The organism is Corynebacterium sp. HMSC072D12 (assembly GCF_001813925.1).
GTDB classification, from domain to species: Bacteria; Actinomycetota; Actinomycetes; order Mycobacteriales; family Mycobacteriaceae; genus Corynebacterium; species Corynebacterium aurimucosum.
The window spans coordinates 211,039-225,378 of record NZ_KV814416.1; the positions used below are offsets into that span (position 1 = coordinate 211,039).

12 protein-coding genes are annotated in these 14,340 nt (G+C 64.4%); 9 read left to right on the forward strand and 3 right to left on the reverse strand.

Translation table 11 applies throughout. From position 1 onward, the window contains the following. Window positions 1-107 precede the first annotated feature (107 nt). A complete protein-coding gene (locus HMPREF2943_RS11305) occupies window positions 108-1,268 on the reverse strand; it encodes an acyltransferase family protein (RefSeq protein ID WP_070711661.1) in 1,161 nt (386 codons plus the stop codon). Window positions 1,269-1,321: 53 nt separating this feature from the next. On the opposite strand from HMPREF2943_RS11305, the gene HMPREF2943_RS11310 reads away from it, so the two are divergent. Then, a complete protein-coding gene (locus HMPREF2943_RS11310) occupies window positions 1,322-2,296 on the forward strand; it encodes a PorA family protein (protein WP_070711663.1) in 975 nt (324 codons plus the stop codon). Window positions 2,297-2,302: 6 nt separating this feature from the next. Then, window positions 2,303-3,805 (forward strand): MmpA family trehalose lipid delivery protein, encoded by a 1,503-nt coding sequence (locus HMPREF2943_RS11315; protein ID WP_246817312.1) that lies wholly within the window; start codon window positions 2,303-2,305, stop codon window positions 3,803-3,805. On the opposite strand, the gene HMPREF2943_RS11320 is transcribed toward HMPREF2943_RS11315, so the two are convergent. Then, window positions 3,729-4,811, reverse strand: coding sequence for a glycosyltransferase family 4 protein (locus HMPREF2943_RS11320; protein ID WP_070711668.1), 1,083 nt, complete (start codon window positions 4,809-4,811; stop codon window positions 3,729-3,731). The two genes, HMPREF2943_RS11315 and HMPREF2943_RS11320, sit on opposite strands and share 77 nt — an antisense overlap. Window positions 4,812-4,835: 24 nt before the next feature. Between HMPREF2943_RS11320 and HMPREF2943_RS11325 the strand changes: the two genes are divergently transcribed. Continuing rightward, window positions 4,836-5,591 carry a class I SAM-dependent methyltransferase gene (locus tag HMPREF2943_RS11325; RefSeq protein ID WP_070443317.1) on the forward strand — a complete coding sequence of 252 codons (756 nt, stop codon included), beginning with the start codon at window positions 4,836-4,838 and terminating at the stop codon, window positions 5,589-5,591. A gap of 56 nt (window positions 5,592-5,647) precedes the next feature. On the opposite strand, the gene HMPREF2943_RS11330 is transcribed toward HMPREF2943_RS11325, so the two are convergent. Further along, complete coding sequence (locus HMPREF2943_RS11330; protein ID WP_070644504.1) at window positions 5,648-7,468, reverse strand: phosphoenolpyruvate carboxykinase (GTP); 1,821 nt, start codon at window positions 7,466-7,468, stop codon at window positions 5,648-5,650. 357 nt (window positions 7,469-7,825) lie between these two features. On the opposite strand from HMPREF2943_RS11330, the gene trmB reads away from it, so the two are divergent. From trmB to HMPREF2943_RS11365, 6 genes are all read left to right on the forward strand, one after another. After that, window positions 7,826-8,599, forward strand: coding sequence for a tRNA (guanosine(46)-N7)-methyltransferase TrmB (gene trmB / locus HMPREF2943_RS11340; protein ID WP_070443313.1), 774 nt, complete (start codon window positions 7,826-7,828; stop codon window positions 8,597-8,599). Then, window positions 8,599-9,210, forward strand: coding sequence for an NYN domain-containing protein (locus tag HMPREF2943_RS11345; RefSeq protein ID WP_070711669.1), 612 nt, complete (start codon window positions 8,599-8,601; stop codon window positions 9,208-9,210). The genes trmB and HMPREF2943_RS11345 overlap by 1 nt, the downstream gene beginning before the upstream one ends. Before the next feature lie 7 nt (window positions 9,211-9,217). Then, on the forward strand, window positions 9,218-11,620 hold the full coding sequence (locus tag HMPREF2943_RS11350) for an MMPL family transporter (protein WP_070711671.1): 2,403 nt from the start codon (window positions 9,218-9,220) through the stop codon (window positions 11,618-11,620). Further along, complete coding sequence (locus HMPREF2943_RS11355; RefSeq protein WP_070711673.1) at window positions 11,617-12,627, forward strand: lysylphosphatidylglycerol synthase transmembrane domain-containing protein; 1,011 nt, start codon at window positions 11,617-11,619, stop codon at window positions 12,625-12,627. Before HMPREF2943_RS11350 ends, HMPREF2943_RS11355 begins: the two co-directional genes overlap by 4 nt. Next, window positions 12,628-12,975 (forward strand): DUF3054 domain-containing protein, encoded by a 348-nt coding sequence (locus HMPREF2943_RS11360; RefSeq protein WP_070443304.1) that lies wholly within the window; start codon window positions 12,628-12,630, stop codon window positions 12,973-12,975. A 195-nt stretch (window positions 12,976-13,170) separates the two neighbouring features. Then, window positions 13,171-14,184, forward strand: coding sequence for an HNH endonuclease signature motif containing protein (locus HMPREF2943_RS11365; RefSeq protein WP_070711674.1), 1,014 nt, complete (start codon window positions 13,171-13,173; stop codon window positions 14,182-14,184). Window positions 14,185-14,340: the final 156 nt, after the last annotated feature.

The window sequence follows — 14,340 nt, forward strand, 5'->3', positions numbered from 1 at the left end:
ACCATCTGCGGCGATGCAAAAGGTTTGTTTGGGGTCAAGGAAACCGTTTGACTAATGCCTTCTGGAAAATGCCATGTGTGAAGCGGCGGCGCGGCCACAGCGGCCGGCTAGGAAGCAGAATCAGTAGAGCCAGCGGCGCTGGCGGGGGATCCGGAACCGGAAGCGCTCGCAGAATCGGAGGCGAGGCGCGGCAGCGAACGCGGGACGGCGATACGCCCGCGAGTAAAGGCGAGGGAGCGGATGAGGTCGCGGCCGGGGACCTCGACAAGCACGTAGGTCGCGGCAGACAGCACACAGCTGACCACCACCGTAAAAGCCAGCACCACCACGAAATCCCACACTGAGCCGGAGAAGGCAGACACACCCAACAGCGGGAAGGCAATGGCCAGCACCGCCACATGCCACATGAAAACCCCATAAGACCAGCGGCCCAGCGCCCGCATCCACTCGGAGGCCAGCCAGCTTTCCCGCGGCGCCAGCGCTACCGGCACCACGATGCAGGCCCCGCACACAGCACCCACCGCGATGCGGCGCGCAAACTCGCCAGGCTCAGGATGCACCAGCCCCTGCGGGCCGAACCACTCGCGGCTCGCCAGCCACACGCAGCCCACGGCCACCACCCAGCAGACCGGACGCACAATCCGCCCGGCGCGCAGGCGTACCCGCGCGGCCTCCGCCTCCGCGGCCAGCATCCCCACCGCGAACCACGAGAAATACGCCGGCGGCCAAATCTGAGTATTGACATCCCCGGATTCATAACCGGCTACGAATGGCAGGAAGCCCCAGAACAAACTCAGTACGCCAGCAACCGCAAGAAGCACAACCCTTAAACGCGCAGAAAACCTATCCAACCCCCACGCCAACAGCGGCAACACCGCATAAAAGGCGAACTCCACGCACAGCGACCACAATTGCGTTAACCCGGGAACCAGGCCGTCAGCAATATAGAGCTGCGCGCCAGTCAGGTTGGTGATGACTTGCGGGAGGGTTAAGGCGGAGGCGTCGGGAAGCAAGGCGAGCACCGCCACCACGCACACGACATACAGCGGTGCCAAACGCGCCACGCGGGAAAGAAGATACTGCCCCGCCGTATGCGCATGTCGTCGACGCCACAGCAAGAAACCGCTGAGCACGAAAAAGACCGCCACCCCATAATCCAAGCGCTCAGCCCAGGCCCAGCCGGTGGCCGTCTGGAAGGACACGTGCGTGATCACGACCGCCAGCGCGGCCAGCGCACGCACGCCTTCGAGCTCAGGGAGAAAGCGCATGGCCCACTACGATACTATTTCTGCAGTGAATCCCTCGACCGATCGGAGCTGACGTGTTCCTTCGCTCCCGCCTAGCGCAGGTGACGATTGCCGCCGCGGTATTCCTCATACTCGGGTCCATCCTTCCGCCGCTGTACAACAACCAGTCCCGCCCGCTGCCTAGGGACCTCGACATCACGGTCCGCGCGGAACAGGATGGGGTTGAGTTCACCCGCCACACCACTACCGCCCCTGCGGAGAAGGATTCGGTGGCCCGCGCGCAATCCTCCACGGAACTCACCGTAGATGGCGAGACCTTCGCGCACATCACCGAGGAATCCCTGCTCAACCGCGAGTCCACCTACCCGCTGGCGGGGCCGAACACAACACAGCACATCGAGCTTTCTGCCTTCGACGTGCAGATGGAGGACCGGGTTGAGCGCGATGGCATAAGCTACTTCTTCCCCTCCGGGGCGGAGCAGCGCTCCTACCCTTTCTTCGATCCGCTCACCCAGGACACGGAGCCCATCGATTTTCTGCGCGATGAGAAGCTCGACGGCATCCCGACCTACGTCTTCCACCAGGATGTCGCCCCGGTCTTGCTCACGGAGGTCTTCGGCCTCGATGCTCGCCGCTCCGGCCCGGCGGGCGATTTCTACTCGCCGGGATCCTTAGAGCGCTACAACCTCAAGCCGAATTCGCACGTCATCCTCGAGCCTTTCTACGCGGTGAGCCGCACCGTGTGGGTCGAGCCCACGACCGGCACCATCGTCAACGAGGAGGAACACCCGCGCATCTTCTGGGCCACGGATGCGCGCCAGGCCCAGGCCATGGTCGACGCCGATGACACACACGAGCGTGCGCTTCTCGACGTCCCCCTCTCCTGGTCCGAGTCCACCCGCACCGAACGCCTCGACTCGGTTCGCGGGGTCATCGACACGGTCAAGATCTTGAGCCTCGTGGGGTGGTTGGGCAAGGCCATCGGCGTGGTGTTGTTGGCAGTGGCGGCCGCGATGTTCATGCGCCGTCATTCGGCGCAGAGCGCGTAGGCGCCCGTGACTACGTCCCGGGCCTCCCTTGCGATGCGCGCCGCCCTCGGCGCATGGGGTTTAGTACTCGTGATCGCCGTGTGCTGGCCCTTTGCGCTGCCCGGCGAGTTCCTGTGGCGCGACATGGTGTTGCTTGAGCACCCAGCGTTCACCGCTTCTGCCTTCGGCGCCGGCGATCTGCCCGCGCGCAATGCTCCGCAGGACGGCGTGCTGGCGATGGTCGGCGGGGCGTGGCTGGCCAGGGTTTTTATCCTCGGCTCGGCGAGTGCCTCGGCGTGGGTGGCGGGTCTGTGGGCGTGCCAGCGCACACAGTTCAGCCCGTGGGCAGCAGCTGCAGCGATGGCGTGCGCGGTGGCCAATCCTTTCGTCATCGAGCGCCTCTTGCAGGGCCAGTGGTCGCTGGCGGTCGCGGCCTGGCTGGCGCCCGTGATCGCGTGGGGGTGCTTAAACTGCCACCCGCGCGTGGCGTGGCTGGCGCTGTGGGCCGCGTCCTTGACGCCCACCGGCGGGCTCTTCGGGGGCCTCATCGCGGTTGTCTGTGAGCGCGAAGGGCGAAGAAGGTGGCTCTTCGCTGGCGGCTCAGTCTTGTTGTGGTTGCCGTGGCTGATTCCAAGCCTTGTGGGCGAACTTTCGGCCGCGCCCATGACTAACGGTGATCCCGCCGCCCAAACCGCGGCCTTCGCCCCGCGCGCGGAGGCCTATGTGGGAACGGTCGGCTCGCTGCTGGGTTTCGGTGGCATCTGGAACGCCGCAGCGGTGCCAGCCTCCCGCGAACATGGCTTCGCCGTGGCGGGGCTTGCTGTTGCCGCCCTCGCCGTCTTGGGCGCTGCCCGCCTGTCCCGGCGCGAGCTGCGCCCGCTAGCGGCCCTGGCGGTTCTCGGCATGGGCTTGGCCATCCTCGGCGCGCTGGCGCCCGGGCTTACTGCGTTCGCCGTAGAACACATTCCCGGCGCGGGCCTGCTGCGCGATTCCTCCAAGCTCACCCTGCTCGCCCTGCCGCTGGCCGTTGCCGGAATCGCGTCCCTGCGCCAGCTTCCGGCCGCGCTCGCCCTGTGTGCCTGCCTGCTCCAAGCCCCCGATGCCCCGCGGGAGCTCGCCGTATTGAAGCCGCGTGAGACGGGCATCGACCGCCAGCTCATCGAAGAGCTCGATGGCCGCCTGACCTTCTTCGCCGACCGCCCCGCCATGGTCGTAGTCGACGGCGGCATCGCCCTCGACCCCTACTCCAAGGCCGCGAACAAGCTCGACTCCGGGGAGCTCACCGTCGACGGTGTGACAGTGGATGAGCCATCGCCGCGCTACCTCGCGGCCGCCGAAGCCTGGACCAACCGCGACCTCAACCGGCTAGAAGAGTTCGGCGTGGGTGCAGTCGTCGAAGCGGGAAGCGTCGTCGCCACCACGAACGCCCAACCGACACCCGCCCCGTGGGTTCTTAGCGCCGCTTGGTGCGCACTTCCGCTTCTAGCAACTCTTCGAAGCGCGCGCCGGTTTTCTCCCACGAAAAAGTAGCCGCCAACTCGCGCGCCGCGTTGCCTAAACGGTGGCGGAGGGAGGGGTCGTCGACAAGCGTGCGCACCGCCTGCGCGAACTCCTCCTCGCGCTGCACCAGCACACCAGTCTCACCGGCGATAACGCTGTCTTGCAGGCCGAAGGCATAACCTACCGTGGGAATCCCATGTTGGGCCGCCTCCATGACTGCCAAACCCCAGCCTTCTTTGCGGGAGGGCATAAGGTGCACGTCGGCGCGCGCGAGGAGCGCATGTTTATAGTCCTCAGTGACCTGACCGCGGAAGCGCACGCGGTCTTCCACCCCGTGGGCCCGGGCGTACTCACGCAGCTGGGATTCCCACCAGCCGGAACCGATGACGTCGAGAATCGCCCCCGGAATCCGCGCCACGGTGTCCATGGCGTGCTCGATCTGCTTGTGCGGAACTAGGCGCGACAGTGTCACCAGGTGGATATCGGCCTCGCGCTCCAGGGTGGGCACGTGCTGCGGCAGGGGATCAAGGCCGTTCTCAATGATGCGCGCACCGTGAATCCCCAGCTTCTCTAAATCGCGCTTCGAGGCTTCCGAGACCGTCACCCACGTGTTCTCGCGATACAGCGCGGGGACCACGCGAGATTCCAGGAACCAGCCCAGCCGCGCCAGCACGGGCCCGGCCACCGGCCACTGCTCGCGGTGGCAGTGGTGCGTCAGGATCACCACGGGCGCCCGGGTGGCCAGGCGCGCAAAGAACGGGATGCCGTTGTGGGTATCCACCACGACATCGAAACCGCGGCGCCCGAACAACATCGCCACCAACGCGCGCGGGTAGACGCTGAACTTGGCCCCAGCGCGCGAATAGAGCACGCCGTTGCGGCGCTCGCGCTTGGCGGCGTTCATGTGGCGCGCAGTACGGAAGACCACCTCGTGGCCTTGAGCAGCGAGGTACTCGCCGACGCGCTCAAGGTAGCGCTCGGAACCGCCCCCCTGCGGGTGGGTGGAATCGCGCCAACATAAAAGAAGGATTTTCATGACGATGCTTTAGCCTAGTGGGTTATGAAACGCACCCGCGCCTTGGCCACCCTGCGCCGCTCCTGGCGGCTGCTGCGCTCCTTCCGCTTCGAGCAGACAGCACCCGCGATCTTTTATGGCGGTCTGGCTGAGGACACCGCCGCGCTTGTCGACGCCCTCTCCCGCGATCATTCTTTGTCCCTCACCGGCGCGCGCGTGCTCGACGTCGGGGGCGGCCCCGGTTATTTCGCTTCCGCCTTTGCCCAGCGCGGTGCCAGCTATGTGGGGCTGGAGCCGGACGTGGGTGAAATGGCCGCCGCCGGCATCTCAGTGGCCCAAGCAGTGCGCGGCGATGGCACGTGCCTGCCTTTTGCGGATAACACTTTCGACATCACGTATTCCTCCAACGTGGCCGAGCACATCCCGAACCCGTGGGATATGGGCGAGGAGATGCTGCGCGTGACCAAGCCCGGCGGTCTGGTGATCTTGAGCTACACGGTGTGGCTGGGACCTTTCGGCGGGCACGAGACCGGCCTGTGGGAGCACTACGTGGGCGGCGAGTTCGCCCGCGACCGCTATATCCGCCGCCACGGCCACCCGCCGAAGAACGTCTTCGGCACCTCGCTCTTTGCGCTTTCCGCACGCGAAGGTCTGGACTGGGCGCGGGGCGTGACGTCGCAAGGCTCGCAGCTCCTCGCAGCCTTTCCGCGCTACCACCCTGCCTGGGCCTGGTGGGTGACCAAGGTGCCGGTGCTTCGCGAGTTCCTCACCTCCAACCTGGTCCTCGTCCTACGCGCTTAATCCCCCGTAAAACGCCGAATGCTCCCCCGCAGGGGAGCATTCTTTAGATGCGAAGACTAGCTGGCAGACTCAACGCGCTGCTTGAGCGCGGAGAACTGGTCCCACACCTCAGACGGAACGCGGGAGCCCAGGAAGGTCAGGTACTCCTTGTTGTCTTCCATGTCGCCAGCCCAATCGGCCGGGTTCACGGCAAGTGCCTCGCGGACGTCTTCGATGTCGAAGTCCAGGCCGGTGAGGTCGATATCCTCCGGGCGGGCGGTGTGGCCCACGACGGTCTCAACAGCGTCGACGTTGCCCTCGATGCGGTCCACAATCCACTTGAGAACGCGGGAGTTCTCGCCGAAGCCCGGCCACAGGAAGCGGCGGTCCTCACCGCGGCGGAACCAGTTCACCAGGAAGATGGCCGGCATGCGGTCGCCGCCCTTTTCACCCATATCGATCCAGTGCTGCAGGTAGTCACCGGCGTTGTAGCCCATGAAGGGCAGCATGGCCATCGGGTCGTGGCGCAGGGCGCCGACCTTGCCCTCAGCGGCAGCGGTCTGGCCAGAGGAGAGCAGGGCGCCGATCATGGTGCCGTGGTTCCAGTCGAAGGCCTGGGTCACCAGCGGAACGGTATCTGCGCGGCGGCCGCCGAAAAGGATGGCATCAATCTTGACGCCCTTCCAGTCATCAAACTCCGGAGCGGCAGACGGGCACTGCGTGATCGGCACGCAGTAGCGGGAGTTCGGGTGCGCCGCCTTGGTGGTGGAAGCCGGGGTCCAATCGTTGCCGTGCCAATCGATGAGGTGCTCCGGGGCCTCGCCCATTTCCTCCCACCAGACATCGCCGTCGTCGGTCAGCGCGACGTTGGTGAACAGGGTGTTGCCCGGCTCCATCGTCTTCATGGCAATCGGGTTGGAGTCGTAGTTGGTGCCCGGTGCCACACCGAAGAAACCGTTCTCCGGGTTGACGGCGTACAGGCCATCCTCGCGCAGCTTCATCCAGGCGATGTCATCGCCCACAACCTCAGCCTTCCAGCCCGGGATGGTCGGGGTGATCATGGCCAGGTTGGTCTTACCGCAGGCGGACGGGAAGGCGGCCGCGATGTGGTACTTCTTGCCCTCCGGGTTGGTGAGCTTCAGGATGAGCATGTGCTCTGCCATCCAGCCTTCTTCCTTCGCCATGACGGAAGCGATACGCAGCGCGTAGCACTTCTTGGCCAGGATGGCGTTTCCGCCGTAGCCGGAACCGTAGGACCAAATCTCCTTGGTTGCCGGGAACTGCGTGATGTACTTCTTGTCATTGCACGGCCACGCAACATCCTCTTGGCCCGGCTCCAGCGGAGCACCAACGGAGTGTAGGGCGTGGACAAAATCGCCGTTCTCACCAATCTTATCCAGAGCCTGCTGACCCATGCGGGTCATGATGCGCATGGAGAGCACAACATAAGCGGAATCAGTAAGCTGCACGCCGAGCTTGGGGTCCGGGTCGCTGATGGGGCCCATGCAGAAAGGCACCACGTACATGGTGCGGCCCTTCATGGAACCGCGGAAGGCCTCGGTCATCTCTTCCTTCATGGCCGCCGGCGGGGCCCAGTTATTGGTCGGGCCTGCGTCCTCCTCAGTCTCAGTGCAGATGAAGGTGCGGGACTCCACGCGCGCGACATCCGACGGGTTCGAGCGCGCCAGGTAGGAGTTCGGGCGCTTCTCCTCGTTGAGCTTAATCAGGGTGCCCTTCTCCACGAGCTCAGCGGCGAGACGGTCAGCCTCCTCCTGGGAGCCATCTACGAAGACGACTTCTTCCGGCTGGAAGAGCTCGACGCTCTCACTGATCCACGAAATAAGCTTCTCGTTCTTCGTGGGCAGTTCACCTACAAGGCCCTTAATAGTTGCGGTCATCTCACATTCTCCTGTGGTCGGTGTGGCCAGGGTGCTTTATATCGCCGAAGGTTTCCCCTATCGACGTTTCACCAACCAGAGTACGGATACTGGTGATAACAGAACGTGTAATGCCCGCCACCCCGGTTATATCCACCCAGCTCATGTCGACTATGTCGAGGACAGCGAAGTGTGAAATATGGCACCCACCGCCCCCAATCGCCCCCATACGGGGGCTCTGTTTCTAAGCATCACTCATCCAGTACGCCCGTCCTATTACCCCCGCGGAGCCCTGATCTGTCTCCGCCTAGGCGCCCTCCACCCTCCACGGCGCGGCACGTTGCCCCTCACCCCTGCTTAAGGGAACAATGTCAACTGATGAATAGTGCAGACTCCTCCCAGAATCCCGCCGCGCAGATGCCTCATGGCCGCGGCCTCCAGACGGATTTCAACGCCGAGTTCAACAATGATTTGGACTACCCACGCCTCGGCAACGTGACCTTCCGTCGCGGCACCCTCACCGACAACCAGAACGCCCTCTTCGAGGAGCACTGGCCTCAGTTGGGACGCCTGCTTGCCGACGAACCCCTCGACATCCCCGCCTGGTTCAACCGCGAGGGCGCCAAGACCATCGTGGAAATCGGCTCCGGCACCGGAACCTCCACTGCTGCGATGGCCCCGTTGGAAAAGGACACCAACATTGTTGCCGTCGAGCTTTACAAGCCAGGCCTAGCCAAGCTGCTGGGCTCCATTGTCCGCAACGATATTGAGAACATCCGCATGGTCCGCGGCGATGGCATCGAAGTTCTCATGCGCATGTTCGCGCCCGAGTCCCTCGACGGCATCCGCATCTTCTTCCCGGACCCGTGGCCCAAGGCCCGCCACCACAAGCGCCGCATCATCCAATCCGGCACCCTCAACCTCTTCGCCTCCCGCCTGAAACCCGGCGGCGTGCTCCACGTGGCCACCGACCACGCCGGCTACGCCGAGTGGATCGACGAGCTCGTCGAGGTCGAGCCCTCCCTCGATTACAAGGGCTGGCCCTGGCCGGAGTGCCCCATCCTGACGGACCGCCAGGTCATCACCAAGTTTGAGGGCAAGGGCCTAGATAAGGAACACGTCATCACCGAGTACCTCTGGGAGAAGAAGTAATGGCCGGCACCTACCTTCTGGTGTGGGATGCGCCCAACATGGATATGGGGCTCGGCGCCATCCTCGGCGGGCGCCCCACCGCCGCCTACCGCCCACGTTTTGATGCCATCGGCCGCTGGCTGGTAGAGCTGGCCTTTGACAACGACGCCACCCCCGAAGCCGCCGTCTTCACCAACGTCACTCCCGGCGGCGCCGACGTCATCCGCCCCTGGGTCGAGGCTATCCGCAACGTCGGCTTCGCCGTCTTCGCCAAGCCAAAGCTTCACGACGACGATGATGTCGACCCCGACATGGTCGAATACATCAAGGCCAACCGCGAGAACCTCTCCGGTGTCATCGTGGCCTCTGCTGACGGCCAGAACTTCCAGCACCTGCTGGAGCAGCTCACGGCTTCCGGTCTGCCCACCTGTGTGCTCGGCTTCCACGAGCACGCCTCCTGGGCGCTGACCCACCCCGACATCGAATTCGTCGACCTCGAAGACATCGACGGCGTCTTCCGCGAACCGCTGCCCCGCGTTAACCTGGACAACCTGCCTCCAGGCGGCGCCTGGCTGCAGCCTTTCCGCCCGCTGTCCGCGCTGCTTCCGGACCGCGCGCCCGAGCACAGTTAGGAGCCGCATGTTTTATTCCTGGGGCCGTTTTTCCTATGCCCACCGCAAGGTCATCCCGCTCATCATCGTGGGTCTCATCCTTGGCCTCTTCTTCGGCTTCGGCACCCGCCTCGAGGAGCGCATGAGTCAGGAGGGCTGGGAGGACCCGGGGGCGGCGTCGACAAGCGCGGCACAGATCGAGCTGGAGACCTTCGGCCGCGATAATTCCGGCGACGTCATCCTGCTTTTCGACGATCCCGATGCCCACGCCACCGAGGCCAAGGCCTTTCTGGATGACCTCAAGGCTCAGCATCCGGAACAGATTGACTCCGTTACCAGCTACTTCGATAAGCGCAACCCGAACCTCATCACGCAGGACCACTCCACGGCCTTCGCCGCCATCGGCCTGAAGGGCGACGGCGAGCAAACGCTCAAGGACTTCCGCACCATTGAGGATTCTCTGCACTCCAGTGGGCTGCCCGTGCAGGTCGCGGGTGCCACCGCCGTGGCCGACGCGCTGGATGAGGGCATGGCCGAGGACATCTCCCGCGCGGAGAAGGCCGCCCTGCCGCTCGTCGGCCTGCTGCTCCTCGTGGTCTTCGGCTCCGTCGTGGCGGCGTTCATGCCGCTCGTCGTGGGCGGGCTGTCCATTTTGGGATCGCTGGGCATTCTTTCCATCCTGGCTGGCTTCCAGCAGGTCAACGTGTTTGCGCAGGCCGTCGTCACGCTGCTGGGACTGGGCCTGGCCATTGACTACGGCCTGTTCATGGTTTCGCGCTTCCGCGAGGAGCTGGACAAGGGACGCGATACGAAAGAGGCGGTGGCGATCACCACCGCTACTGCCGGCCAAACCGTGGTCTTTTCCGCCGCCATGGTGGCCGTATCGCTGTCCGGGCTCTTCCTCTTCCCGCAGGCCTTCCTCAAATCCGTGGCCTACGGCTCCATCTCCGCCGTCGGCCTGGCCGCTCTGCTGTCGGTGACGGTGCTGCCATCGCTATTTGGCATGCTGGGCCCCAACATCGATAAGTGGACCGTGCGCAAGACCTCGCGGCGCGGGCGCCGCATCGAGGACACGTGGTGGTACCGGATGCCGCGCTGGGCCATGGACCGCGCGGGTGTGATGACCACCGCCATCTGCGCCCTGCTCATCGCGCTGACCTTGCCGGTGTTGGGCGTGAAATTCGGCGGCATCAACGAGACCTACCTGCCGCCCAACCAGGACGCGCGCGTAGCGCAGGACCAGTTCAACGAGCAATTTCCCTCCTTCCGCACCGAGCCGGTCAAGCTCGTGGTGAAGAACGCGACCAATGAGCAGCTTGTCGACGTCGTCATGCAAGCCCGCTCCATCCAGGGCCTTACCGAGCCGATGGGCCCGAAGACCGCGACCGTCGACGGCACCACCGTCCTCGGCACCGGCATCCAAGACCGCGAGGACTACGCACGCATCGTCCACGAGCTCGAAAACATCGAGGCGCCGGAGGGCGTGGAGCTGTATGTCGGCGGCACTCCGGCCATGGAGGTCGAGTCCCTCGACGCGCTCTTTGAGACCCTCCCTTGGATGGCCCTCTACGTGGTGCTGGCCACCTTCCTCCTCATGGCGCTGGTCTTCGGCTCCTTCATCCTGCCGCTGAAGGCCATCATCATGACGCTGCTCTCGCTGGGTGCCACGCTGGGTATCTTGACGCTCATGTTCGTCGATGGCCTCGGCTCCGGCCTGCTCAACTTCACCGCCGGCCCGCTGATGAGCCCGATTCTGGTGCTCATCATCGCCATCGTCTTTGGCCTGTCCACGGACTACGAGGTCTTCCTAGTCTCGCGCATGGTAGAAGCCCGCCGCCGGGGCGCTTCCACGGACGAGGCCATCGCGGCGGGTACCGCGCACACCGGCGGCATCATCACGGCGGCCGCGCTCATCATGATTGTGGTCGCGGGGGCCTTTGGCTTCTCCGACATCGTGATGATGAAGTACATCGCCTTCGGCATGATTTTTGCGCTGCTTATCGACGCCACCATCGTCCGCATGCTCCTCGTCCCCGCCGTCATGCACCTTCTACGCGAGGACAACTGGTGGGCCCCGCGCTTCCTCACCCGCCTGACCCATCGCCTCGGCGGCGAGAACTCCCCGGCTGCCGAGCCGGCGCCCACCGCCCCAGTACTGAACAACGAAGAGGCCACACCGACTGAACAGGCTGCGCCGTCCCCCGCCGTTACTAGCGAGCGGGACGATCCGCGTTCTTCGACTGGGTCCACCGAGCAGGCAGAACCGCACTACTCCCCCGTGACTCCGGCTGAACAGGTCGAGGTGGAGGGGGCGTCGGCAAGCGCCGCGAACGAAGCCGCCGTACGCGGTGACCGCAGCGCCGATACTGACGAGGAGCTCATCCCCTTCTCTGAGCTGGTCAAGCGCCTCAATTCCACGGATGGTCAATGAAGAAGAACTGGCTGACCTGGATAATCTCCCTGCTGATTCTGGCCGCGCTGGCGTGGTTCTTCCGCGACCAGCTGGACTTCATCTCCGAGGGATTGCGCCGCCTGCGCCACGCCGAACCTTTCCCCGTCGTGCTGGTGGTGTTCTTCGCGCTGCTGTCCATCGCGGGTATGGCGGAGGTAATGAAGCGGCTCATCGGTGCCGGCGGCGTTGAGGTGCCGCTGCGCGAGACCTACGCCATCACGCTGGCCTCCAATGCCTGGTCCACGACTCTGCCTGCGGGCCCTGCCTTTTCGGCTTTGCTCACCTTCCAGGTGCAGCGCCGCTGGGGCGCGTCGGTGGCGCTGTGCAGCTACTTCCTGTTTTTGTCCTCGATCATTAGCTCGATGTTCCTCGCGCTCATTGGCCTGGGCGGGGTGTTTTTCCTCAACGCAGATATGGCTTTGGGTTCGCTGATCACGACCATCGCCCTCATGCTCGCGGCACTCGGCGGCATCTTCTGGCTGACCTCGCACCCGGTGACCCTTGAGCGCTGGCTGCGCAAGCTGCGGCCCGGCCCGAAGCGGGACCGCGCGATCCAAGAAGTCCGCAACCTGGGCGAGGTCCACCTTTCGCGCGGCCCCTTTGCTGTAGTTGCCGGGGCGTCGCTGGTTCACCGCCTGGCCGATATGGCCGCGCTATGGGCTTCCGTGTGGGCGGTAACCGGGGAGATCCCGTGGCTGCGCGCCGGTGCTGACGACACCACACTAGCCGGTGTGGCCCTGGCCTTCCTGGCTGCGAAGCTGGCTGGGTCCGCGCAGGTCACCCCGGGTGGTGTGGGCACGGTGGAGGCCGCGCTCATCACCCCTCTGGTGGCGACAGGCCTGACCGTGGTGCACGCCACCTCCGCCGCCATCATCTACAGGCTTATTTCCTTTGCGCTCATCACTATCATTGGATGGGTCATTTACTTCGCCCACTACGCCCGCGATGGCTTTTCTTACGCGGCGTTGAACCGGAAGGAATCCTAAATGCGCGTTGCCCCGCTTATCGACGTCCTCGCTCTCGTACTCTTCGCCATCCTCGCCCGCCTAGCGCATGGTGGCCTAAGTTTTAGCTCCTGGGTTGATGCCTTCTGGCCGTGGACCGTGGGCGCGCTCGTCGGCTGGGTCATCATCATGGCCACGAAGCTAAGCGGCCTGTGGAAGGAGGGCGCCGTCGTGTGGCTGAGCGCCGTCATCGGCGGCATGGCTTTGTGGATGCTGGTCAACGGGCGCCTGCCGCACTGGTCCTTCCTCATCGTGGCCACCGTGATGTCGGCGCTATTCTTCTTTGGTTGGCGAGCCATCGCGGCCTTTGCGTCCCGCTCCCGCGCCTAAGGTTTGTGCTTCAACTGCCAATTCGCCCTACACGACTCCGGGGACCTGCTTTCATTTTGAGCATCCGCTGGAGTCCAACGCGTCACGACTACTTTCCGGTCGAAGTGGCGCATTCACGCCTTGCGGTTGGGCGTTTGAACTGGGTGTTTAGCGCTCCGGTTGCGGGGCACTTCAGACCGGTTTAGGGTGTGAGCCATGAAGTTGGGGGACTTACTCGGGGCACTCGCTCGCGGCATGCACGTCGTGTCCTTGTGCGCAGGCCACACGCGCGAGGAGATGCTCGCGCTGGGGGCGACGCCACGCATGGCGCGGCAGCTCGAAGGACTTCACCGCGTTTATTTTGGCCAGACTGCTTACACTGCCAAGCAGCGCCGTGCGCGGGAGACGGACCATGCGCTGGATACGCTGCTGCAGATTGAGCGTCATGTGGCACGCGTCAAAAACTCACGCCAAGCTTGGGATCTGCGAGTGGAATTGTGCTCGACCCCCGAGGGCGAGATTGCGTGCGTGGCGAAGCTAAGACTCTCGGAACTTAAACCCGAGCCTAGCCCCGGCGTCCGCGTGCGACGCAGTGCGGGAGGCATGCACAAACTCATCATCACGGACCGTCCGCGCGCGATTGCCAATCTGGTGGGCACACTTAAGGCCACCTCCGACGACCTGCTGAAGGCCGTCCACGAAGTCTTTTCCGGCGGCGGCGCACCGAAGCCAGCCTTGCATGCGCACGTGATTGTGCGACTAGAGCAGCTGGACAAGATTGTGCGCGGTGAGGGCGACGATATTATTCTGCAAGCAACTGACGGCGGCACCATGACCGGCGCTGAATTTCTCCGCACGCAGTTTGCCGAGCGAGGCTTTGTCTCGCTCTTCCACCCGGTCGAGGGGCCGGTGAATCTGTATTACGGGAGCCGTTTTGCCAACGATAAACAGCGGCTTTTGCTCAGTGCAGAGCATCCGACGTGCGCCTGGCTCGGCTGCACACGACCAGCCGCGGAGTGCCAGATGCACCATATAAGGCGCTGGCAGGATGGCGGACCGACCAACCTCGACAACCTCGTGCCGCTATGTAAATATCACAACGCCATCAATGACGATGACCCCGCCCGACCCACATATCGCGGGCGCATCGACCGAGTTGAGGGCCGCATGGCATGGCTGCCTCCCGACGGCGCTCCACCAATCCCCATCCCCAGCCCGGTCTGGGATTAAAAAGCCCCTCCACAAGGAGGGGCTAGAAGCGCTGGCTTACTTCGAGCTCAGGGCGCCAACGTTCACGCCTGCCTGGTTGAGCAGCATGATGACGAGATTGATGATGTCGCCACCGAGGTCAAGGGCGCTAGAAAGCATTGGGGTTCTCCTTTGATT

Coding starts and splice junctions, on each gene's coding strand:
- trmB (WP_070443313.1), top strand. CDS start 7,826: ATGAATAGTGCAGACTCCTCCCAGAATCCCGCCGCGCAGATGCCTCAT.
- HMPREF2943_RS11325 (WP_070443317.1), top strand. CDS start 4,836: ATGAAACGCACCCGCGCCTTGGCCACCCTGCGCCGCTCCTGGCGGCTG.
- HMPREF2943_RS11330 (WP_070644504.1), bottom strand. CDS start 7,468: ATGACCGCAACTATTAAGGGCCTTGTAGGTGAACTGCCCACGAAGAAC.
- HMPREF2943_RS11320 (WP_070711668.1), bottom strand. CDS start 4,811: ATGAAAATCCTTCTTTTATGTTGGCGCGATTCCACCCACCCGCAGGGG.
- HMPREF2943_RS11365 (WP_070711674.1), top strand. CDS start 13,171: ATGAAGTTGGGGGACTTACTCGGGGCACTCGCTCGCGGCATGCACGTC.
- HMPREF2943_RS11350 (WP_070711671.1), top strand. CDS start 9,218: ATGTTTTATTCCTGGGGCCGTTTTTCCTATGCCCACCGCAAGGTCATC.
- HMPREF2943_RS11355 (WP_070711673.1), top strand. CDS start 11,617: ATGAAGAAGAACTGGCTGACCTGGATAATCTCCCTGCTGATTCTGGCC.
- HMPREF2943_RS11305 (WP_070711661.1), bottom strand. CDS start 1,268: ATGCGCTTTCTCCCTGAGCTCGAAGGCGTGCGTGCGCTGGCCGCGCTG.
- HMPREF2943_RS11360 (WP_070443304.1), top strand. CDS start 12,628: ATGCGCGTTGCCCCGCTTATCGACGTCCTCGCTCTCGTACTCTTCGCC.
- HMPREF2943_RS11345 (WP_070711669.1), top strand. CDS start 8,599: ATGGCCGGCACCTACCTTCTGGTGTGGGATGCGCCCAACATGGATATG.